Annotated in this window: 19 protein-coding genes; 15 read left to right on the top strand and 4 right to left on the bottom strand. The window is 44.2% G+C overall.

The genetic code is table 11. From position 1 onward, the window contains the following. The first annotated feature begins 23 nt into the window (after positions 1-23). The 9 genes from pqqC (at position 24) to B2248_RS03470 (ending at position 7016) form a co-directional block, all read left to right on the top strand. Positions 24-755 (top strand): pyrroloquinoline-quinone synthase PqqC, encoded by a 732-nt coding sequence (gene pqqC / locus B2248_RS03510; RefSeq protein ID WP_007146849.1) that lies wholly within the window; start codon positions 24-26, stop codon positions 753-755. Continuing rightward, positions 752-1036 carry a pyrroloquinoline quinone biosynthesis peptide chaperone PqqD gene (pqqD, locus tag B2248_RS03505; RefSeq protein ID WP_273180229.1) on the top strand — a complete coding sequence of 95 codons (285 nt, stop codon included), beginning with the start codon at positions 752-754 and terminating at the stop codon, positions 1034-1036. Before pqqC ends, pqqD begins: the two co-directional genes overlap by 4 nt. Continuing rightward, complete coding sequence (gene pqqE / locus B2248_RS03500) at positions 1008-2201, top strand: pyrroloquinoline quinone biosynthesis protein PqqE (RefSeq protein WP_273180231.1); 1194 nt, start codon at positions 1008-1010, stop codon at positions 2199-2201. Before pqqD ends, pqqE begins: the two co-directional genes overlap by 29 nt. Further along, on the top strand, positions 2191-3129 hold the full coding sequence (locus B2248_RS03495; protein WP_273180233.1) for an ABC transporter ATP-binding protein: 939 nt from the start codon (positions 2191-2193) through the stop codon (positions 3127-3129). Before pqqE ends, B2248_RS03495 begins: the two co-directional genes overlap by 11 nt. Further along, positions 3126-3914 (top strand): ABC transporter permease, encoded by a 789-nt coding sequence (locus B2248_RS03490; RefSeq protein ID WP_273180235.1) that lies wholly within the window; start codon positions 3126-3128, stop codon positions 3912-3914. The genes B2248_RS03495 and B2248_RS03490 overlap by 4 nt, the downstream gene beginning before the upstream one ends. 177 nt (positions 3915-4091) lie before the next feature. Then, a complete protein-coding gene (locus B2248_RS03485; protein WP_273180237.1) occupies positions 4092-4748 on the top strand; it encodes a protein-L-isoaspartate O-methyltransferase family protein in 657 nt (218 codons plus the stop codon). A 14-nt stretch (positions 4749-4762) separates the two neighbouring features. Continuing rightward, positions 4763-5086 carry a rhodanese-like domain-containing protein gene (locus B2248_RS03480; protein WP_273180239.1) on the top strand — a complete coding sequence of 108 codons (324 nt, stop codon included), beginning with the start codon at positions 4763-4765 and terminating at the stop codon, positions 5084-5086. A 40-nt stretch (positions 5087-5126) separates the two neighbouring features. After that, entirely contained in the window at positions 5127-6449 is a 1323-nt protein-coding gene (locus B2248_RS03475; RefSeq protein WP_273180241.1) for a TolC family outer membrane protein, read from the top strand. Next, on the top strand, positions 6450-7016 hold the full coding sequence (locus B2248_RS03470) for an isochorismatase family protein (RefSeq protein ID WP_273180242.1): 567 nt from the start codon (positions 6450-6452) through the stop codon (positions 7014-7016). Here B2248_RS03470 and B2248_RS03465 read toward each other — a convergent pair. From B2248_RS03465 to hemL, 4 genes are all read right to left on the bottom strand, one after another. Continuing rightward, positions 7009-7224 (bottom strand): DUF1289 domain-containing protein, encoded by a 216-nt coding sequence (locus tag B2248_RS03465; protein WP_273180244.1) that lies wholly within the window; start codon positions 7222-7224, stop codon positions 7009-7011. The two genes, B2248_RS03470 and B2248_RS03465, sit on opposite strands and share 8 nt — an antisense overlap. Before the next feature lie 77 nt (positions 7225-7301). Continuing rightward, positions 7302-8813 (bottom strand): B12-binding domain-containing radical SAM protein, encoded by a 1512-nt coding sequence (locus B2248_RS03460; RefSeq protein ID WP_273180246.1) that lies wholly within the window; start codon positions 8811-8813, stop codon positions 7302-7304. A 1-nt stretch (position 8814) separates the two neighbouring features. Then, positions 8815-10263 carry an exodeoxyribonuclease I gene (gene sbcB / locus B2248_RS03455; protein WP_273180247.1) on the bottom strand — a complete coding sequence of 483 codons (1449 nt, stop codon included), beginning with the start codon at positions 10261-10263 and terminating at the stop codon, positions 8815-8817. Positions 10264-10368: 105 nt separating this feature from the next. Continuing rightward, a complete protein-coding gene (gene hemL / locus B2248_RS03450; protein WP_273180248.1) occupies positions 10369-11649 on the bottom strand; it encodes a glutamate-1-semialdehyde 2,1-aminomutase in 1281 nt (426 codons plus the stop codon). A gap of 72 nt (positions 11650-11721) precedes the next feature. Here hemL and B2248_RS03445 point away from each other — a divergent pair, with 72 nt between their 5' ends. The 6 genes from B2248_RS03445 to B2248_RS03420 all read left to right on the top strand — a co-directional run bounded on the left by B2248_RS03445 (position 11722) and on the right by B2248_RS03420 (position 17034). Continuing rightward, positions 11722-13161: a LapD/MoxY N-terminal periplasmic domain-containing protein gene (locus B2248_RS03445; protein ID WP_237701235.1), complete on the top strand. Its 1440-nt coding sequence runs from the start codon at positions 11722-11724 to the stop codon at positions 13159-13161. Continuing rightward, positions 13055-13690 carry a response regulator gene (locus B2248_RS03440; protein ID WP_040576633.1) on the top strand — a complete coding sequence of 212 codons (636 nt, stop codon included), beginning with the start codon at positions 13055-13057 and terminating at the stop codon, positions 13688-13690. Before B2248_RS03445 ends, B2248_RS03440 begins: the two co-directional genes overlap by 107 nt. 293 nt (positions 13691-13983) lie before the next feature. Further along, the gene (locus tag B2248_RS03435; RefSeq protein ID WP_273180249.1) at positions 13984-14757 is read left to right on the top strand and encodes a DUF3450 domain-containing protein; all 774 of its coding nucleotides are present in this window, start codon (positions 13984-13986) and stop codon (positions 14755-14757) included. Next, on the top strand, positions 14754-16109 hold the full coding sequence (locus B2248_RS03430; RefSeq protein ID WP_007146833.1) for a MotA/TolQ/ExbB proton channel family protein: 1356 nt from the start codon (positions 14754-14756) through the stop codon (positions 16107-16109). Before B2248_RS03435 ends, B2248_RS03430 begins: the two co-directional genes overlap by 4 nt. Then, positions 16093-16617 carry a MotA/TolQ/ExbB proton channel family protein gene (locus tag B2248_RS03425; RefSeq protein WP_007146832.1) on the top strand — a complete coding sequence of 175 codons (525 nt, stop codon included), beginning with the start codon at positions 16093-16095 and terminating at the stop codon, positions 16615-16617. The genes B2248_RS03430 and B2248_RS03425 overlap by 17 nt, the downstream gene beginning before the upstream one ends. Positions 16618-16626: 9 nt before the next feature. Then, entirely contained in the window at positions 16627-17034 is a 408-nt protein-coding gene (locus B2248_RS03420) for an ExbD/TolR family protein (protein ID WP_273180251.1), read from the top strand. The last annotated feature ends 10 nt before the right edge of the window (positions 17035-17044 follow it).

Raw genomic sequence — 17044 nt, 5'->3', positions numbered from 1 at the left:
AGATGATTCTAGAGGAACAAAACATGTCAGAAAAACCAGCACCATGGACACGCGAAGAGTTTGAACAAAAATTACGCGAAAAAGAGTCGCTGTATCATATCAACCATCCTTTTCATAAATTGATGCACGCAGGCAAGCTGGATCAAAAACAAGTTCAAGGCTGGGTCGCTAATCGTTTTTATTATCAAACGGCGATTCCAATAAAAGATGCAGCCATTATGGCAAATTGTGAAGATGCTTCAGTACGTAAACACTGGGTGCAACGCATTCTTGATCATGATGGTTATGATGGAGAAGAAGGTGGCATTGAAGCCTGGTTGCAGCTGGGTGAGGCTGTTGGTTTAACAAGAGACGAACTGGAATCACATCAACATGTATTGCCAGGTGTCCGCTTTGCGGTAGATGCGTATGTCAATTTCGCGCGTCGGGCTAACTGGCAGGAAGCTGCAGGCTCTTCGTTAACAGAGTTATTTGCACCAAAGATCCATCAAGCGAGGCTAGATAACTGGCCTGATTTGTATCCCTGGATCGACGAACGTGGATATCGTTATTTCCGTAAACGTTTAAGTGAAGCGCGTCGTGACGTAGATCACGGCCTACAAATTACGCTTGATTACTGTGACACACGTGAGAAGCAACAACGTGCTGTCGACTTATTACAATTCAAGCTTGATATCTTATGGACCATGTTAGATGCGATGTGGATGGCGTATATTGAAGGACGTCCTCCTTACTTTATGGAAGTTGAAAAATGACCGATCGCATCTTTAATGCAGACTCGACTCCTGTGCTGGCCCTGGGTTACCGTTTCCAATGGGAGCCAGCTCAGGATTGTTATGTACTGCTTTATCCGGAAGGTATGGTGAAATTAAATCCAGCTGCAGGTGAAATCCTGAAGCGGGTAAGTGAAAAAAAGCAAACTGTCGGCGAGCTCATCGCTGAACTTAAAGAAGCCTTTAATGGCGCTGACTTAGACGATGACGTCTATCAGTTTTTGGAGGAAGCTCATGACAACGACTGGATCAGACCAGAATAAAGCGCCCGGAAGTACTGGTGGCGCTGTAGGTATGAATGTCCGTGATAGCATTCGTCAGCCTCTATGGTTATTGGCCGAGTTAACCTACGCATGCCCGCTGCAATGTCCTTATTGTTCAAATCCTATGGATTTTGCCAGTGTCAAAAAAGAGCTGACAACAGAAGAGTGGATCAATGTTTTCCGTCAGGCTCGGGAAATGGGGGCCACTCAGCTGGGTTTATCAGGTGGTGAACCTTTAACTCGTCCTGATTTGATTGAACTTATCCGTGAAGCCAGAAATTTAGGTTTTTACACCAATTTGATTACCTCGGGTGTGGGGCTAAACGCAGATAAAGCAAAAGAGTTTAAAGAAGCTGGCCTGGATCATATCCAGGTTAGTTTTCAGGCGAGTTCAGAAGATTTGAATAATCTTATTGCTGGTACTGATGCTTTCCAACATAAGATTGAGATGGCAAAAGCGGTGAAAGCTGCTGGTTATCCAATGGTGTTGTGTTTTGTCACACATCGTCAGAATATTGATAAGATTGATGAGATTTTGGATCTGGCCATTAATCTTGATGCTGATTATGTTGAGCTTGCTACTACTCAGTACTATGGTTGGGCGATGCATAACCGTGACCAATTATTACCGATGAAAGAACAATTGGTGCGTGCAGAAGCAATTGCGCACGAATATCAGGAAAAGCAAAAAGGCAATATGAAGATTTATTATGTTGTTCCTGACTATTATGAAGATAGACCCAAAGCTTGTATGAATGGCTGGGGAAATGTCTTTCTGACAGTGACGCCAGATGGAACCGCCTTGCCTTGCCATGCTGCCCGTGAATTGCCAGGCATGGAGTTACCTAATGTTAAAGAGCTCAGTATAAAAGAAATCTGGGAAGGCTCGAACGACTTCAATCGTTTCCGTGGTTTTGACTGGATGAAAGAGCCTTGCCGTAGTTGTGATGAAAAAGAAAAAGATTTTGGTGGCTGTCGTTGTCAGGCCTATATGCTAACAGGGGATCCAGCCATGGCTGATCCTGTTTGTACGAAATCTCCCGATCATCATCTAATTCTGGAAGCGATTGAGAATGGTCGGCAGGAGGCTGAAAAATCAGCTGATGTTGCCAAACCTCTTGTATTCAGAAACCCGAAAAATTCAAAAGAAATTTGTGGCTTATAAAAATCAATATGCGATTTTAACCAAGGGCCTGACCAAGCAATATGGTCAGGCCCTTGCTGTTAATGGGCTTGATCTTAGTATCGAACCAGGACGGTTCTATGGTTTGCTTGGTCCTAATGGGGCAGGTAAAAGTACGACTATTCATATGCTGACTACCATGACTTCAGCCTCATCAGGCGAAGCCTGGATATCTGGTCGTGAAGTCAAACGCTATCCAGTACAAACACGTGCCGCAGTTGGCTTGGTTTTCCAGGATTCAGCCCTTGATCGGATGATGACGGTGGATGAAAACTTACAGTTCGCTGCCGCTTTATATAATCTGAATAAACAGCAAGCAGAGCAACGTATTTCTGAGTTGTTGTCAGTATTTGGCTTAGAAAAAAAACGTCATCAGAAATTATTAGCCTTATCCGGTGGGCAGCGGCGCGCTGTAGATATTGCTCGTGGCGTTTTACATAAACCTCAGGTCTTATTTTTGGATGAACCGACTATTGGTTTGGATTTACCTAACCGTCGTGCCATTTGGCGATTCATTGAACAGCTAAGAAAAGATGAAGGCATGACGGTATTTCTGACCACACATTATCTGGAAGAAGCAGAAGCCTGTGACCATGTCGATTTCATACAAAAAGGACAGTTGCAAAAAGGTGGCGCGCCTAAAAAACTGATTAAAAATCTAGCAGCATATATGCTGGAAATTGATTGTGCTGATACCGAAATAGTTAGCCAGCAGATGCGTCCGCAATTTGGTGAGCCTTTATGGGAAGACCAGCATCTGACGTATCGTATTCAAGATAAAGAAACCGATTTTTATCAGTTACAAAAAACGCTTGGTAATGCCATCAATGCAATGCAATGGCGTAAACCTAATCTCAATGATGTGTATCTATGGACAGTATGTCCACCTGATTATGGGGTCGTGACATGACACATATACTCGCCGTTAAGGCTGTGGTGGCAAGAGAGCTGACGAAGGTCTTCCGTCAACGTGCAAGACTGATCAGTGCCATGGTCAGACCGATGATTTGGCTGCTGGTGATAGGCTCTGGTGTTGGCAGTATGTTGCAGGGTGAGCAGCAAGCTGGTTACCTCAGCTTTCTAGTGCCTGGCATTGTGGCGATGACACTATTATTTGCTGCTTTATTGTCAGCATTAACCCTTGTTTATGATAAAGAATTTGGGGTGATGCGGATGATGTTGATTGCCCCAATTCCTCATTATTTAATTGTTATTGCTAAATTAATTGCTGCAGCTATTACCGCGATGGTTCAGGCCATTCTATTATTAGTGATCTTGGCCTTGATAGGTTTGATCGAAGTGAAAGTCGCTTTATGGTTATTATTACCGGCTTTAGCGACAGCCGTATGCTGTGCGGCAATAGGCGGTTTGATCGCTGCCTGGTCTAAAACTCTGGATAATTTTGCGGTGATTATGAATTTTTTCATCTTCCCGGTGTTTTTCTTGAGTGGTGCGCTTTATCCAGTCAATCAATTACCAGAGATGCTGAAATATGTCGTGTTAATCAATCCATTTAGCTATGGTGTCGATTTGATGAAACATGTTGTGCCGACCGCGAATAGTGATTTTTCTATCATGACCGACATTACCGTGCTGGCAGTTTTTTCAGTGATGGCAATAAGTATTGCTTGTTGGCGTTTCTCTCGTGAGTCAGTTCATGAGCCATTATTTCATCGGGCTACAGGAAAAAAATAGACCGAATTAAGTGCGCCAGACTTGATGGGGTAGATGTCTATGCTTATCCATATCTGACAATAAAACACAGAATTAGCATATATTAATATTCCCCTATTTCCTCTATGGTTGCACCTATATAAGAAAGCACTTATCCTTAGTCTCCTAACTGCCATAGCTCAATAATAGGGGCAACATGTGTCTTCGCTAAATCATGCTCATACCAATATGGTCATTCAACAAGTTCGTCCTAGTGAAGTCCTGAATGACACTGTTTTAGCTGTGATGTCAGATGTTGCCAGGGCGGACTTTGTTGACGAGGATTCGGTGGGCATGGCGTATGCCGATACAATGCTAACCATTGCTTATGAGCAATGTATGTTAACGCCTATATTGGAAGGTCGTTTTTTACAGGCGCTTGACTTAACACCTGAAACAAATGTGTTGGAAATAGGAACCGGATCAGGCTATTTCACAGCATTACTGGCTAAACTCTCGAATCACGTTATTTCCGTTGAATATTATGCTGATTTATCTGAGTTAGCAGCTAAACGCTTAGCTAAAGCAGATATCAGAAATGTCACGTTAACTGTTGGTGATGCCAGCCAGGGATGGCCGTTAGTTGAGCGTGTTGACACAATTGTTATTACGGCTGCCTGTGCACAGATCCCTGATGACTATTTACAAAGTCTGAAAGTTGGTGGGAAATTATTGATAGTCACAGGCACAGCGCCTGCTATGTCGGTTCAATTAATCACACGAATGAATGAAAGAGAATGGCAGCCAAAATTTTTATTTGAGACCGTTATTCCCTACATGATTAACGGTGAACCAATCCAACAATTTGAATTCTAAGCCAGAGTAAAAACATGAAACAAATGACCGCCACTGAATTTAGCACTTTGTTATTAAGTGAAGCGCCACCGGTAATGATTGATGTTCGTGAAAGCCATGAATTGGTTCACGGCATGATTGAAGGGGCAATGCACATTCCGATGAACGAGATTCCTGCGCGTCTGGAAGAGTTAGGACCTTATCAGAATAAAACGGTTGCGATTATTTGTCGTAGCGGAAAACGAAGTGCCCAGGTCGGGCAGTTTCTTGAACACGTTGGTTTTAATGATGTGATTAATCTTGATGGTGGTATGAATGGCTGGGCAGTTAATGTCGATACTACAATGTCGACATATTAATATTGAATACTATCATCTGAATGACTCCTAAGGAAGGAAAATGAAAAAAATTGCGTTAGGCGCATTGATTGCTTCGGCATTATTTTCTAGCTCTGTTTGGGCTGAAGATTTATTAGATGTATACAAATTATCTCTTAATAGTGATCCACAGCTTTTAGCAGAAGCCGCATCCCGTCAAGCTGTTGGTGAACTGGATGATCAAGCTATTGCTAACTTTTTGCCACAGGTTGGTCTATCGGCGAATGAAAGTAAAACCTGGTTAGATTCATCATCACGTCTTTTTACCGGTAACACAGACTATACAAGTCATGGCTATACGTTAAGCCTGACTCAGTCAGTTTATAAACGTGAGAATTTTGTGCAGAAAACCCAGGCTGAAATCGCCATGAAAGGGGCTGATGCCAGTTACACTATTGCTGAACAATCTCTAACATTACGCGTTGCAGAACGCTATTTTGGTGTATTGGGCGCACAGGATGATCTAACGTTTGCTTTGGCAGAACGAGAAGCCATTGCTAAACAGTTAGAACAAATGCAACAGCGTTTTGATGTTGGCATGGCGACGATTACCGATATCACTGAATCACAAGCAGCTTATGATTTGGCGAATGCGAGAGTGATTCAGGCTCAAAATGACCTGGCTAATGCGCAGGAACAATTGCGTGAAACAGCAGGCAAGTATATTGATGATCTGGTCGGACTCTATGGTGAGTCACCACTGGTAAAACCTGAACCTGCAAGCATTGATGCCTGGAGCGAAACAGCGATTTCGCAGAATCCGTCTTTATTACTTGCGAATATCAATGTTGAAGCTGCAAAACAGACAATTGAGTTGCAACGCAGCGGTCACTATCCGTCATTAGGTATTGTGGCCCAGAAGAGCTACAGCTCTGATAGCGATGGTATTTATGGTCGGAGTAATTCATCAAATGAAAGTGTTGGTCTTGAGTTCAATCTGCCAATCTACTCAGGTGGCGCAGTATCATCCAGGACACGTGAAGCAGGTCATCGTCTAGACGAAACCATGCAGGTTGAAGAACAACAACGTCGTGCCGTGACCAGGCAAACACGTGAGTCCTATAATGGAGTGATGTCTGGAATTAGCCGTGTTACAGCGCTTAAACAAGCGGTGGTTTCAAACCAAAAAGCATTAGAGTCGACAGAAGCTGGCTATGATGTGGGTACACGGACAACCGTTGATGTTCTTAATGCACGTCGTAATCTGTTCAGTGCAAAACGTGATTATGCACGTTCTCGTTATGATTACATTCTGGATACACTGCGATTGAAACAAGCCGCCGGTATTTTGAGTGTGAATGATTTGGTTGATATTAATAACTGGCTGGGTAAAGGCACTTCCTAAGTGAGTAAAGCCTTATCTATAGCCAGTGCTGAAAAGGGCGTGCTGATAGTAGTCGATATTCAGGATCGACTTCTGTCAGCCATGCCACAAGAGCAGCAGCAACTGATTCAAACCTCTGTGCAGACTCTGCTTGCTGCGGCTGATGTGCTGGCTTTACCTGTGTTAGTGACTGAGCAGTATCCCAACGGTTTAGGACATACAGTGGCAGGTATTCAGGAGGTTTTACCAGCGAATACATCTGTTTTTGAAAAAACACAGTTTTCAGCCTGGCAAGTCGATGGTATTGCTGCTGTGCTAAAGCAATCTGAATATCAGCAAGTATTTTTAACTGGCATGGAAACGCATATCTGCATATTGCAGACAGCATTGGATCTGCTTAAGCAAGGGTTTGAGGTTTTTGTGATAGAAGAAGCGGTATGTTCACGTGATAACAAACACTATCAGAGTGCCTTAAACAGACTTCGTGATGCCGGAGCAGTGATTACCAATATCGAGTCACTGTTATTTGAGTGTCTTGGTGATGCCCGTCACCCTCAGTTTAAAACCCTCTCAAAACTGATTATTTAGTTTTTCTTTTTTGTGCTAAACGTAACTGTCTGCGTTGCTGACAACGTTCCAGTGTTTGTAATTTTGCCGTGTTATCCATGGCTGCCCAGCCAGTGATTTCATCAATCCGGCGATAGCAGCCCAAACAGACATCGCGTTCATCCAGGCAACATTTCCGCAGACAAGGGCTGGCAATGACTTGTTGAGATGCGTTGGATTGTCTGGTCATAGCTTGTCTCTCATCCCTTTATGAGCGCATGTATGATTAAATTGAAAAGTGCTGCAAGCATTTTCGTTCAGTCAGTTTTAGCCATGATAGCGCTGACGCTTATTGGCCACCCCGGCTTTTGCCGGCTTATTCAGGCTTGGTAAGTTCTCGTAGTCCAAAATACCTTTAACACCTGCTCGAGCGTAATCAAGTTTTAGGTGATCTTTGACTGTCTGTTCATCAATCGCTAAATCCTCAGTTAACACGACAAAGAGCAGTTCAAATAATCGTTTGAGTGCGATTTTCCAGGTGCTGCCACTTATTTCAAAAAGCCGGTCAGACACAAGCATAAAGCGGAGAAATGCATCGTCAGCCAGGATAAGTGGCAGCGTATTAATAAAGCGGCCGGAATTGCCAATCATATCCCAGAATCGTGCAAAGCGATTTACCCGTTGCATCGTCATAAAATCGACGCTGCTGGTCGATAAAATATTATACGGCGCTTGTGGATTATAGTTTAAAGCGAAGTTTTCATTATGACGATTAAGTGGCGCACCACGCAGCCGTTTCAGAATGCCTAGCTGAATTTCATGCGGGTTCAGAGCGACCAATTGATTAAAACTCTCAGCAAAATTATCCAGCGAGTCAGAGGGCAGACCAAAAATCAGATCGGTGTGTAAGTGAGCACCAGTATGTTCCCTCAACCAGCGAATATTCTCTCGGGTTTTATCATTGTTTTGTTTACGGCTGATAAGAGTTTGAATATCGCTGTCAAAAGTCTGAATACCAATTTCAAATTGCAGACTATTGGGTGGGAAACGTTTCAGCGCCTCTTTCAATTTATCAGGCAGATTATCAGGCACCACTTCAAAGTGGAGATATAAATCATCCGTCATTCGTTCAAGGAAAAATTCCAGAATACGAATACTGGTGGAGACCTTCAGGTTGAAAGTGCGATCAATAAATTTAAAGTTACGAACGCCGCGTTGCCACAATGCGTCCATTTCAGCCAGGAATGATTCCAGCGGGAAGGCGGTAGCTGTTTTATCTAATGCCGATAAACAGAATTCGCACTTAAACGGGCAACCACGAGACGCTTCGACATAAATCAGCCGGTTACGAATATCTTCTTCATTGTAGAGGTGGTAGGGCAATTGTAATTCAGCTAACTCAGTAGCGATACCATCAATATATTTTGTTTCAGGCCGTGCCTTGTCTAAAATTTGGCGGCACAGCTCTCGAAAGCTTTTTTCACCCGGCCCACTGATCACAAAATCAGCTAATGCACAGATATCCGGTACATCCGGGTAATGGCCGACTTCCGGCCCACCAAGCACGATAACGGTGTCGGGTGAGATTTGTTTAATGACGGTGACAATGTCGCTGATTTCACGAATATTCCAGATATAGACACTAAATCCGATAATTTTAGGTTGATACTGCAATAGCTGCTCGGCGATATTCAGTGTCTGTTCCTGAATGGTGAACTCGAGCATTTTAGTTTTGGACGCCAGTTCTTCCATATTGGCGAGAAGATAGCGCAGCCCAAATGCTGAATGCATATAACGCGCATTAAGGGTAGTAAGTAGAATGTCGACTTGCTGAGTCATATTAGTTCGCTTGGTAACCAAGTTCAGCAGCTAATTGGCTGGCGTAGTGGGTGAGTTCAGCCAGAACTTTTTGTTTTTGTTCAGGCAAATCTTGTTGCTTTGCTTCAGCAAGCGCTGAATAAAACCTTGAGAAGTTAAGAATAGCGTCTGGTGTCTCATCTGCCAGTCGTTGCTGACGATATTGCAGCCATTGATCTTGTTCATCTTCAGTCAAGGAATCAGGCCAGTTACGAGCACGATAACGGAATAACATCTCGGCCAGACGCGAGTCTTCAAAAGGGATAGATAATGTTTTTAACATATCCGGCTCAGCTGAACGAATAAGCTCCATCTTGCGTTTATCATTGTCACTGAAAAAACCACCGCTGTAGAGACTGGCATCAGGATCAGCGACCGGATCAAATGGTTTAGGTGTAAAAATCTGTGACAGCTTTTCGTTTAAATCACCTGCCGCATTCAACATGTCCAGGTGACGTTGATGCTGGGCACGATCAATATCTAAGCGTTTTGCGGCATCCTCATTTAACGTCGCTGCCGGCACAACCACTGGGCATTTATTGATATGAATGGTTTTGAGGGCCGGTCGTTGAATACCTTCAGCCAGATCGACTGAGGGGGTAAATAAACGTTGCTGTAATGTCTCTGCATCAAGCTCAATCAGATCGGTGGGATCATAACGGCAGTCGTAGACAATAACCCCATTAGGATTAGTTGGATCTTTTGCTAAGGGCACAACCAGTGCAGTGCCACAATATTCACTCGGATACATTCTCGACACATGAATGACCGGAGTTCTGTCATGGATATTGAGCAGCGGGGCAATATTGTTTTTGCGACGATTCTGGTAAACGTAATCAAATAATTTGGGTTGGGCATTTTTGATGAGCTTGGCAATTTCTATCGTCGCATAAACGTCGACTAAGGCATCATGAGCACCGATTTGTTCGATATTGTTTGCGGCTGTTAAATGTTCCAGGCGGAAACTGGGTTTGCCATCATCATGATCCGGCCAGTTGATGCCTTCTGGTCGTAAAGCTCGGGTGAGTCTGACCATATCGATAATGTCCCAACGGGAATTACCGTTTTGCCATTCACGGGCATAGGCATCATAAAAATTACGGAACAAACTAAAGCGTGTGAACTCATCATCAAAGCGCAAGCTGTTATAACCAACGCCACACGTGCCGGGTTCTGCGAGTTCGGCATGAATACGTGCAATGAACTCGGCTTCTGTTAAACCTTCCTGCTGAGCTTTTTGTGGGGTAATACCCGTGATTAAAGAGGCTTGAGGATGGGGCAAAAAGTCATTGGCGGGTTTGCAATAAATCATCAACGGCTCGCCGATGATATTAAGATCTTCGTCTGTACGAATACCGGCAAACTGCAAAGGTCTGTCATAACGGGGATCCGTGCCAGAAGTTTCATAGTCATGCCAGTAAAGCGTATTCATAGTTAATTCAATATCTTAGATTTGTATAGATGGGATATATACCATCTTAACGTACAAAGCCATACATCTGCTGAGCATGTATGGCTTTGTAACGGTAATGGTGATTTATAAGGCAGCGAAAGTGGCTTTTGCTGCTGATAAGGTATGCTCGATTTCTTGTTCGCCATGGGCAGCAGAGACAAAACCGGCTTCAAATGCTGAGGGCGCCAGATAGACGCCATTGTTAAGCATTAAGTGGAAGAAGTGTTTGAAACGCTCCTGATCACAAGCCACAACTTGCTCGTAGTAGTTCACTTGGCTGTCTTCGGTAAAGAATAAACCAAACATACCGCCAACTTGGTTCGTTGTCATTGGAATACCCGCTTTATTAGCCAGTTCCTGTAAACCTGAGACTAAAGTTTCGGTGGTTTTTGTTAATGCATCGTGAAATCCAGACGCCTGAATCAGTTTTAACGTTGTCAGTCCGGCAGCCATGGCGATAGGGTTACCTGATAAAGTGCCCGCCTGGTAAACGGGGCCGAGCGGTGCGATATATTCCATCACTTCACGTTTGCCACCAAATGCACCTACTGGCAGACCACCACCAATAATCTTGCCAAAGGTCGTTAAGTCCGGGGTGATATTGTAATGCGCTTGCGCACCACCCAGTGCAACACGGAATCCGGTCATCACTTCATCAAAAATCAGTACCGCACCATATTCATCGCAGATTTCTCTAAGCCCTTGCAGAAATCCGGGAACAGGTGGAATACAGTTCATATTACCGGCAACAGGTTCAATAATAATGCAGGCAATCTGATCACCGGCTTCTTTGAAACAGGCTTTGACGGACTCTAAGTCGTTATAACGTAATGTCAGTGTGTGTTCAGCTAATGAGGCTGGCACACCTGCAGAAGAGGGCACACCTAGAGTTAAAGCCCCTGAGCCTGCTTTCACTAATAATGAATCGGCATGGCCGTGATAACAACCTTCAAATTTGACGATTTTGTCACGACCGGTGTAACCACGTGCTAAACGAATGGCGCTCATCGTGGCTTCAGTCCCAGAGCTCACCATACGAACTAACTCCATTGATGGAACAAGTTCACAGACTAAGTCGGCCATGGTTGTTTCAATTTCTGTCGGTGCACCAAAACCTAAACCATGATTAACCGCCTCTTTGACAGCATCAATCACTTCCTGGTGTGCATGACCGACAATCATCGGCCCCCAGGAACCAATATAGTCCACATATTTTTTCCCTGTCGCATCTGTCAGCCATGCGCCTTTTCCTTCGCGGAAAAATACGGGATCCCCACCCACACCTTTAAATGCGCGGACGGGCGAGTTGACGCCACCTGGAATATGTTTTTGGGCCTGTTGGAACAAGTCGTGATTATTTTGCATGCTGTTTCCTAATCGTCTCCGTTGTAACTGTGCGATAATTCTAAACTTATCTCATCTATTGTACTGATGATCATGAGTTTAAAACTACGATTACTAATAATAGTCAGCATTATTTTGCTGATTAACTTCGCTGCTGCCGGTTATTTTATGGTGCAAAACGCCAGATTAGCGCTTGCCCAGGAAATGGCCTCCAGTACGCAGCTGGCTAAAGGTTTGCTGGTAAATGCGCTCCCGACATTACGTTTTTCTAATGATCTGAGTGAGCGATTGACGCTGATTGTCGATAGTGTCAGACATACCCGTCATATTCGTGCCTGGTTTGAAGATATGCATGGCGAACCGTTGATTGGACAGGAAGATCAAACCGGCTTTTTTAATAAACCCGATGCACCGGACTGGTTTATTCGAATGATGGAGCCTGAAGCCGTCGCTTTCCGACGATTAATTACCAAAGGCAGTAAATCTTATGGTTATCTGGTGGTAGAGGCTGATCCCAGTGATGAAGTCACCGAAGTCTGGCAGGATATCCAAACCTTATTTTGGCTGGGTGTGTTCTTCTTATTACTGATTTTGAGTTTAATTTATCTGGCTTTACGTCAAGGTTTAAGGCCGTTATCACAACTGTCAGATGCGCTGGGGCATCTTGAACAAGGCGACTTTACAGCACGGGTGGATACTTCTGCTGTAAAAGAGTTGAATCCCATTCAGATCCGCTTTAATCATATGGCCAGCGTGTTAGAAAAAACCATGGCAGAAAATCATGCACTTGCCGGTAATATGCTCAGCTTACAGGAATCTCAACAGCGCGATTTGGCAAGAGAACTTCATGATGAGTTAGCGCCATGTTTATTCGGGATTCGCGTTGATTTAGGTGAAATTGAGCGAATTGCTGGCGAAAATCATCTGATCGAGATCGAAGAAAAAGTAGGCTCTGTAAAAACGATTACTAATCATATTCAATCTTTAGTCAGGAAAATGTTAAGCCGACTGCGTCCGATGACGCTGGATGATTTAGGTTTAACAGAAGCATTAAGAGATATGTTGCACAACTGGCGTGAGCGTCAGCCGGAAATTGACTGGGAGTGGGACTTTGTCGGTGAATTTGAATCACTGCCTGATACACTACAGGTAACGATTTACCGTCTGGTTCAGGAATGTACGACCAACTGTGTACGCCATGCCCATGCCAGTCATGTCAAAGTTGAAGTACGCCGGGAAACAGAGACCATCAAAGTGGCTGTAACGGATGATGGTAAGGGGCTGGATGCTAATCTGGTCAAAGGTTTTGGTTTAATTGGTATGCGAGAAAGGGTGTCAGCACTCGGTGGTCGTATAGCGTTTGATACGGAAGAAGGACGTGGTTTACAGGTCCGGGTGTTGATTCCATTAAAGGGTGAAGCAAAAAATGAAACAGGCATTAACAATTTTGGTAGTGGACGATCATCCGATAGTCAGAGCAGGTTGCCGTCAACTGATTCAACAAATTCCCTCGGCTACAGTTCTCGAAGCTGAAACTGGCGAAGAGGGTTATCGTCTCTTTCAGGAGTCGCAGCCAGATATGGTGTTGCTTGACATTACGCTGCCAGGTGTCGGTGGTCTGGAAGTATTAAGACGGATCAGAGCAAACCGTGAAGATGCCAAAGTGTTGATGTTTAGTATGCATGAAGATCCTGTGTTCGCATCACGTGCCATGCAGTCAGGCGCCAGAGGCTATATCACTAAAAACAACGCGGCGGATCACTTGGTCGAAGCGGTGAATAAAGTGCTTGATGGTAAAATTTACTTAAGTCCGGACATGGCTCAACAATTGGCCATGCTGAATATTGATGCAGGCACCAGTGCTCTGAGTGATTTATCGCGCCGTGAGTTAGAAATTTTACGACTATTGGGCGAAGGCAAGAGCATGACGGAGATTTCTGAAGTATTGGGAATCAGTTATAAAACGGTGGCCAACAATTTGACCCAGATAAAAAGTAAGCTAGATATCAGCAAAACAGCTGAACTGATGCGCTTTGCGATAAGCCACGGTATTTCATCGTAAATAATTGATATTGAAGGAAAGAGGAATAGGAATAAATTCCCGAGTTATTAGGATAAGTCGCTCATTTGAAAATCAGGAGTGATTTGTATTATGTATCTCAAGTTTATAGAAATTTCAGCTTCTATAGTCTTATATTTCTCTCTCCTTCTATGAAGGTTTCGCCAGATACAATTTGTATCTGGCTTTTTTTTGTCTAAATTCTACGCTAAACCGTTTCCCACTTTCCATTCTCTTGTTAAGATGACTCCTTTCGTTTACTGCCGTGATGACGGCAAATATGGGATTTGAAATCTATGCACCTCAAGCAAACCATCAAACGTGGTTGGCAGTTGAGTATTTTTCTTGCGTTGCCTTTTTTAGCCAATGCAGGCGCCTTGGATGAGGCGATTGATACTCAGGTCAATACCGATATTGCCGCTCAGAAGTCTCAAGAGAAAATTGATAGTTTATCCGATGAAACCACGGATATGCTGGCGGAGTACCGTGATGTTCTAAGACAAACGCAAAGTCTCAAATCCTATAATGACCAACTCCAGTCACTGGTCGATTCTCAACAAGAAGAAATGGCCTCCATCGCTGAGCAATTAAATAATATCGAAACAACACAGCACGACATTGTGCCGCTCATGCTGAAAATGATCGATGTCCTGCAACAGTTTGTGTCATTGGACGTGCCTTTTCTGAAACAGGAACGTCAAACGCGTTTAGAGGCGTTAACTACGATGATGGGGCGCGCTGATGTGTCATTAGCAGAAAAGTATCGTCGTATTATGGAAGCCTATCAGGTCGAAACTGAATATGGTCGAACCATCGAAGCCTATCAGGCTGATTTGGAAGACGGCGAAACGAAAAAAACAGTCGACTTCTTAAGAATTGGTCGTGTCAGCCTGTATTACCTCACACTGGATGGAAAAGAAGCGGGTATGTGGGATAACGATAAGAAGCAGTGGGTCACATTGTCTGATGATTATATTCAGCCCATAACCGATGGCTTGAAAGTAGCGAAAAAACAATTACCACCGGATCTGATGGTGTTACCAGTTAATACTGTAGGAGAGAAACAATGAAACAACTGATTTCTCTTCTTTGTTTACTGACGCTGAGTTTGCCTGTATTCGCTGCGGATAAACCGGCGAATCTTGATGAGTTATTGCAGCAGGTCAAACGTGAACGTGTGCTTGAGCAACAACAAAATCAGGTACGTGAAGCTGAGTTTGCGAAAGCGCATGATCAACAAGCCAGTCTTTTGGCCCAAGCCAAGCAAGAATTAGCGGACCAGGAAAAGCGTACCCAGCAACTGAACACCATTTTTAATGAACAAGAGCAGCGTCTAGCCGAGCAACAAAGTCTGTTGGATGACAAATCAGGTTCATTAGGTGAGTTATTCGGTACCGTCAGACAAGTCGCCAATGATAGCCGTGCTGTGCTGGAAAGCTCGATGACCAATGTTCAGCATCCTGAACGTGTCGATTTCCTTAATCAATTAAGCGACAGCAAACAGCAACCCACCATCGAAGAACTTCGTCAGTTATGGTTGACCCTGCAAGAAGAAATGACCGCTTCAGGAAAAGTGGAAAAATTCACTACCCCCGTAATCACCACTACCGGGGATGTTGAGGACAAACAGGTTACCCGAATTGGTGTGTTTACCGCGTTTACTGATGGCTTGTTCCTGCGTTATTTGCCAGAAACAGGCAATTTAGTTGAGCTGGCAAGACAACCTGTGGATCGATTCAGAAAGCTGGTCGCTGAGTTTGAAGATGCCCAGCCAGGTGAGTTACTACCAACGGTGATTGATCCGACCCGGGGTGCGATTATGGCACTGTTAGTGCAAACACCGACCCTAAAAGAACGTATAGAGCAAGGTGGCTGGATTGGTTATATCATCCTGGTGCTGGGTGCGATTGGTTTGATTATCGCTCTTATTCAGTTCTTATCTTTGACCAAAGATGGTCATGGTATTGCCAAGCAGCAAAAACAAAAAGAAGTCAGTCAGAAAAATCCGCTGGGACGCATTTTGTCTGTGTACAACGATCGCTTAGCACATGATGTTGAAACCCTGTCATTAAAACTGGATGAAGCCATTCTCAGAGAAATGCCAAAACTGGAACGCGGTTTAATCACGCTGGCTATTCTGGCGGCGGTTGCGCCAATGCTAGGCTTATTAGGTACGGTTTCAGGCATGATCGAGACATTCCAGTCGATTACCTTGTTTGGTACCGGTGATCCGAAATTAATGTCTGGTGGCATATCCCAGGCACTGGTCACCACAGAACTGGGTCTGGCTGTCGCCATCCCTTTGTTATTGATTCATAGTGGTTTATCGAGCAAATCAAACCGTCTAGTGCAAATTCTTGATGAAGAAAGTGCTGCTATCGTTGCTCGTAACGCGGAAAAACAACATGACCAGTCTGTCTGACGGACTCTTTCAGATTGAATTGCTGATGGAAAGCGGCGGCAGTGTGCTGTGGCTGATCCTGTTTGCTTCGGTGTTAATGTGGAGTTTGATTATTGAACGTTATTTGTTTGTGGTGTTTGAGCATCCTAAACAGGTCAAACGTTTGATTAATGAGTGGCAGCAACGTAAAGACAGAAATAGCTGGTTTGCCCATCAAATACGTCAAGGCATGATTACAGAGAGTCGTATTTCCTTACAACGTTATTTGATGACGATTCGTACACTTACTATGGCGCTTCCTATGTTGGGTTTGTTGGGCACGGTGAGCGGAATGATTCAGACATTTGATGTGATGACCGTATTTGGTACCGGTAATGCCCGCGGTATGGCGGGTGGTATTTCTGTTGCGTTGATTACCACGATGGGCGGTCTGTTAACCGCATTATCAGGTTTGTATTTCAGCACTCAGTTAACCCAACGTGCAGAACGTGAAGTCGATAAAGTGGCTGATGCCTTGCGTAGAGAGTAAAGGATAAAAATGAGAAACCGACATTCCCGACGCCAAAGTGGTGGTATCGCTGAAATCAATATGACACCACTGATTGATATGGTGTTTATCTTATTAATCTTTTTCATTGTCACCAGTTCGTTTGTAAAAGAAACCGGCGTGGATGTGAACCGTCCTTCGGCAAAAACAGCGGTGAAAAAAGAACGGGCCAATATTCTGATTTCTATTCGTCCCAATGGCGAAATCTGGATGGATAAACGCCAGATTGATCGTCGTGCTGTCAGAGCCAATGTAGAACGTATGCATGCTGAAAACCCGGAAGGTTCAGTCATTATTTTGGCCGACGAAGAAGCGAAAACCGGCCTGTTAATTGAAGTTATGGACCAAGCCCGACTGGCGGGCGTGGCCAATGTGTCTATTGCTGCTGAACGCGACTAACGGCGGATTT

The organism is Methylophaga sp. UBA2012 (genome assembly GCF_002335235.1).
Classification (GTDB): Bacteria; Pseudomonadota; Gammaproteobacteria; order Nitrosococcales; family Methylophagaceae; genus Methylophaga; species Methylophaga thalassica.
The sequence above is the reverse complement of the archived record's forward strand: the minus strand, read 5'-3'. Positions and strand labels throughout refer to the sequence as shown.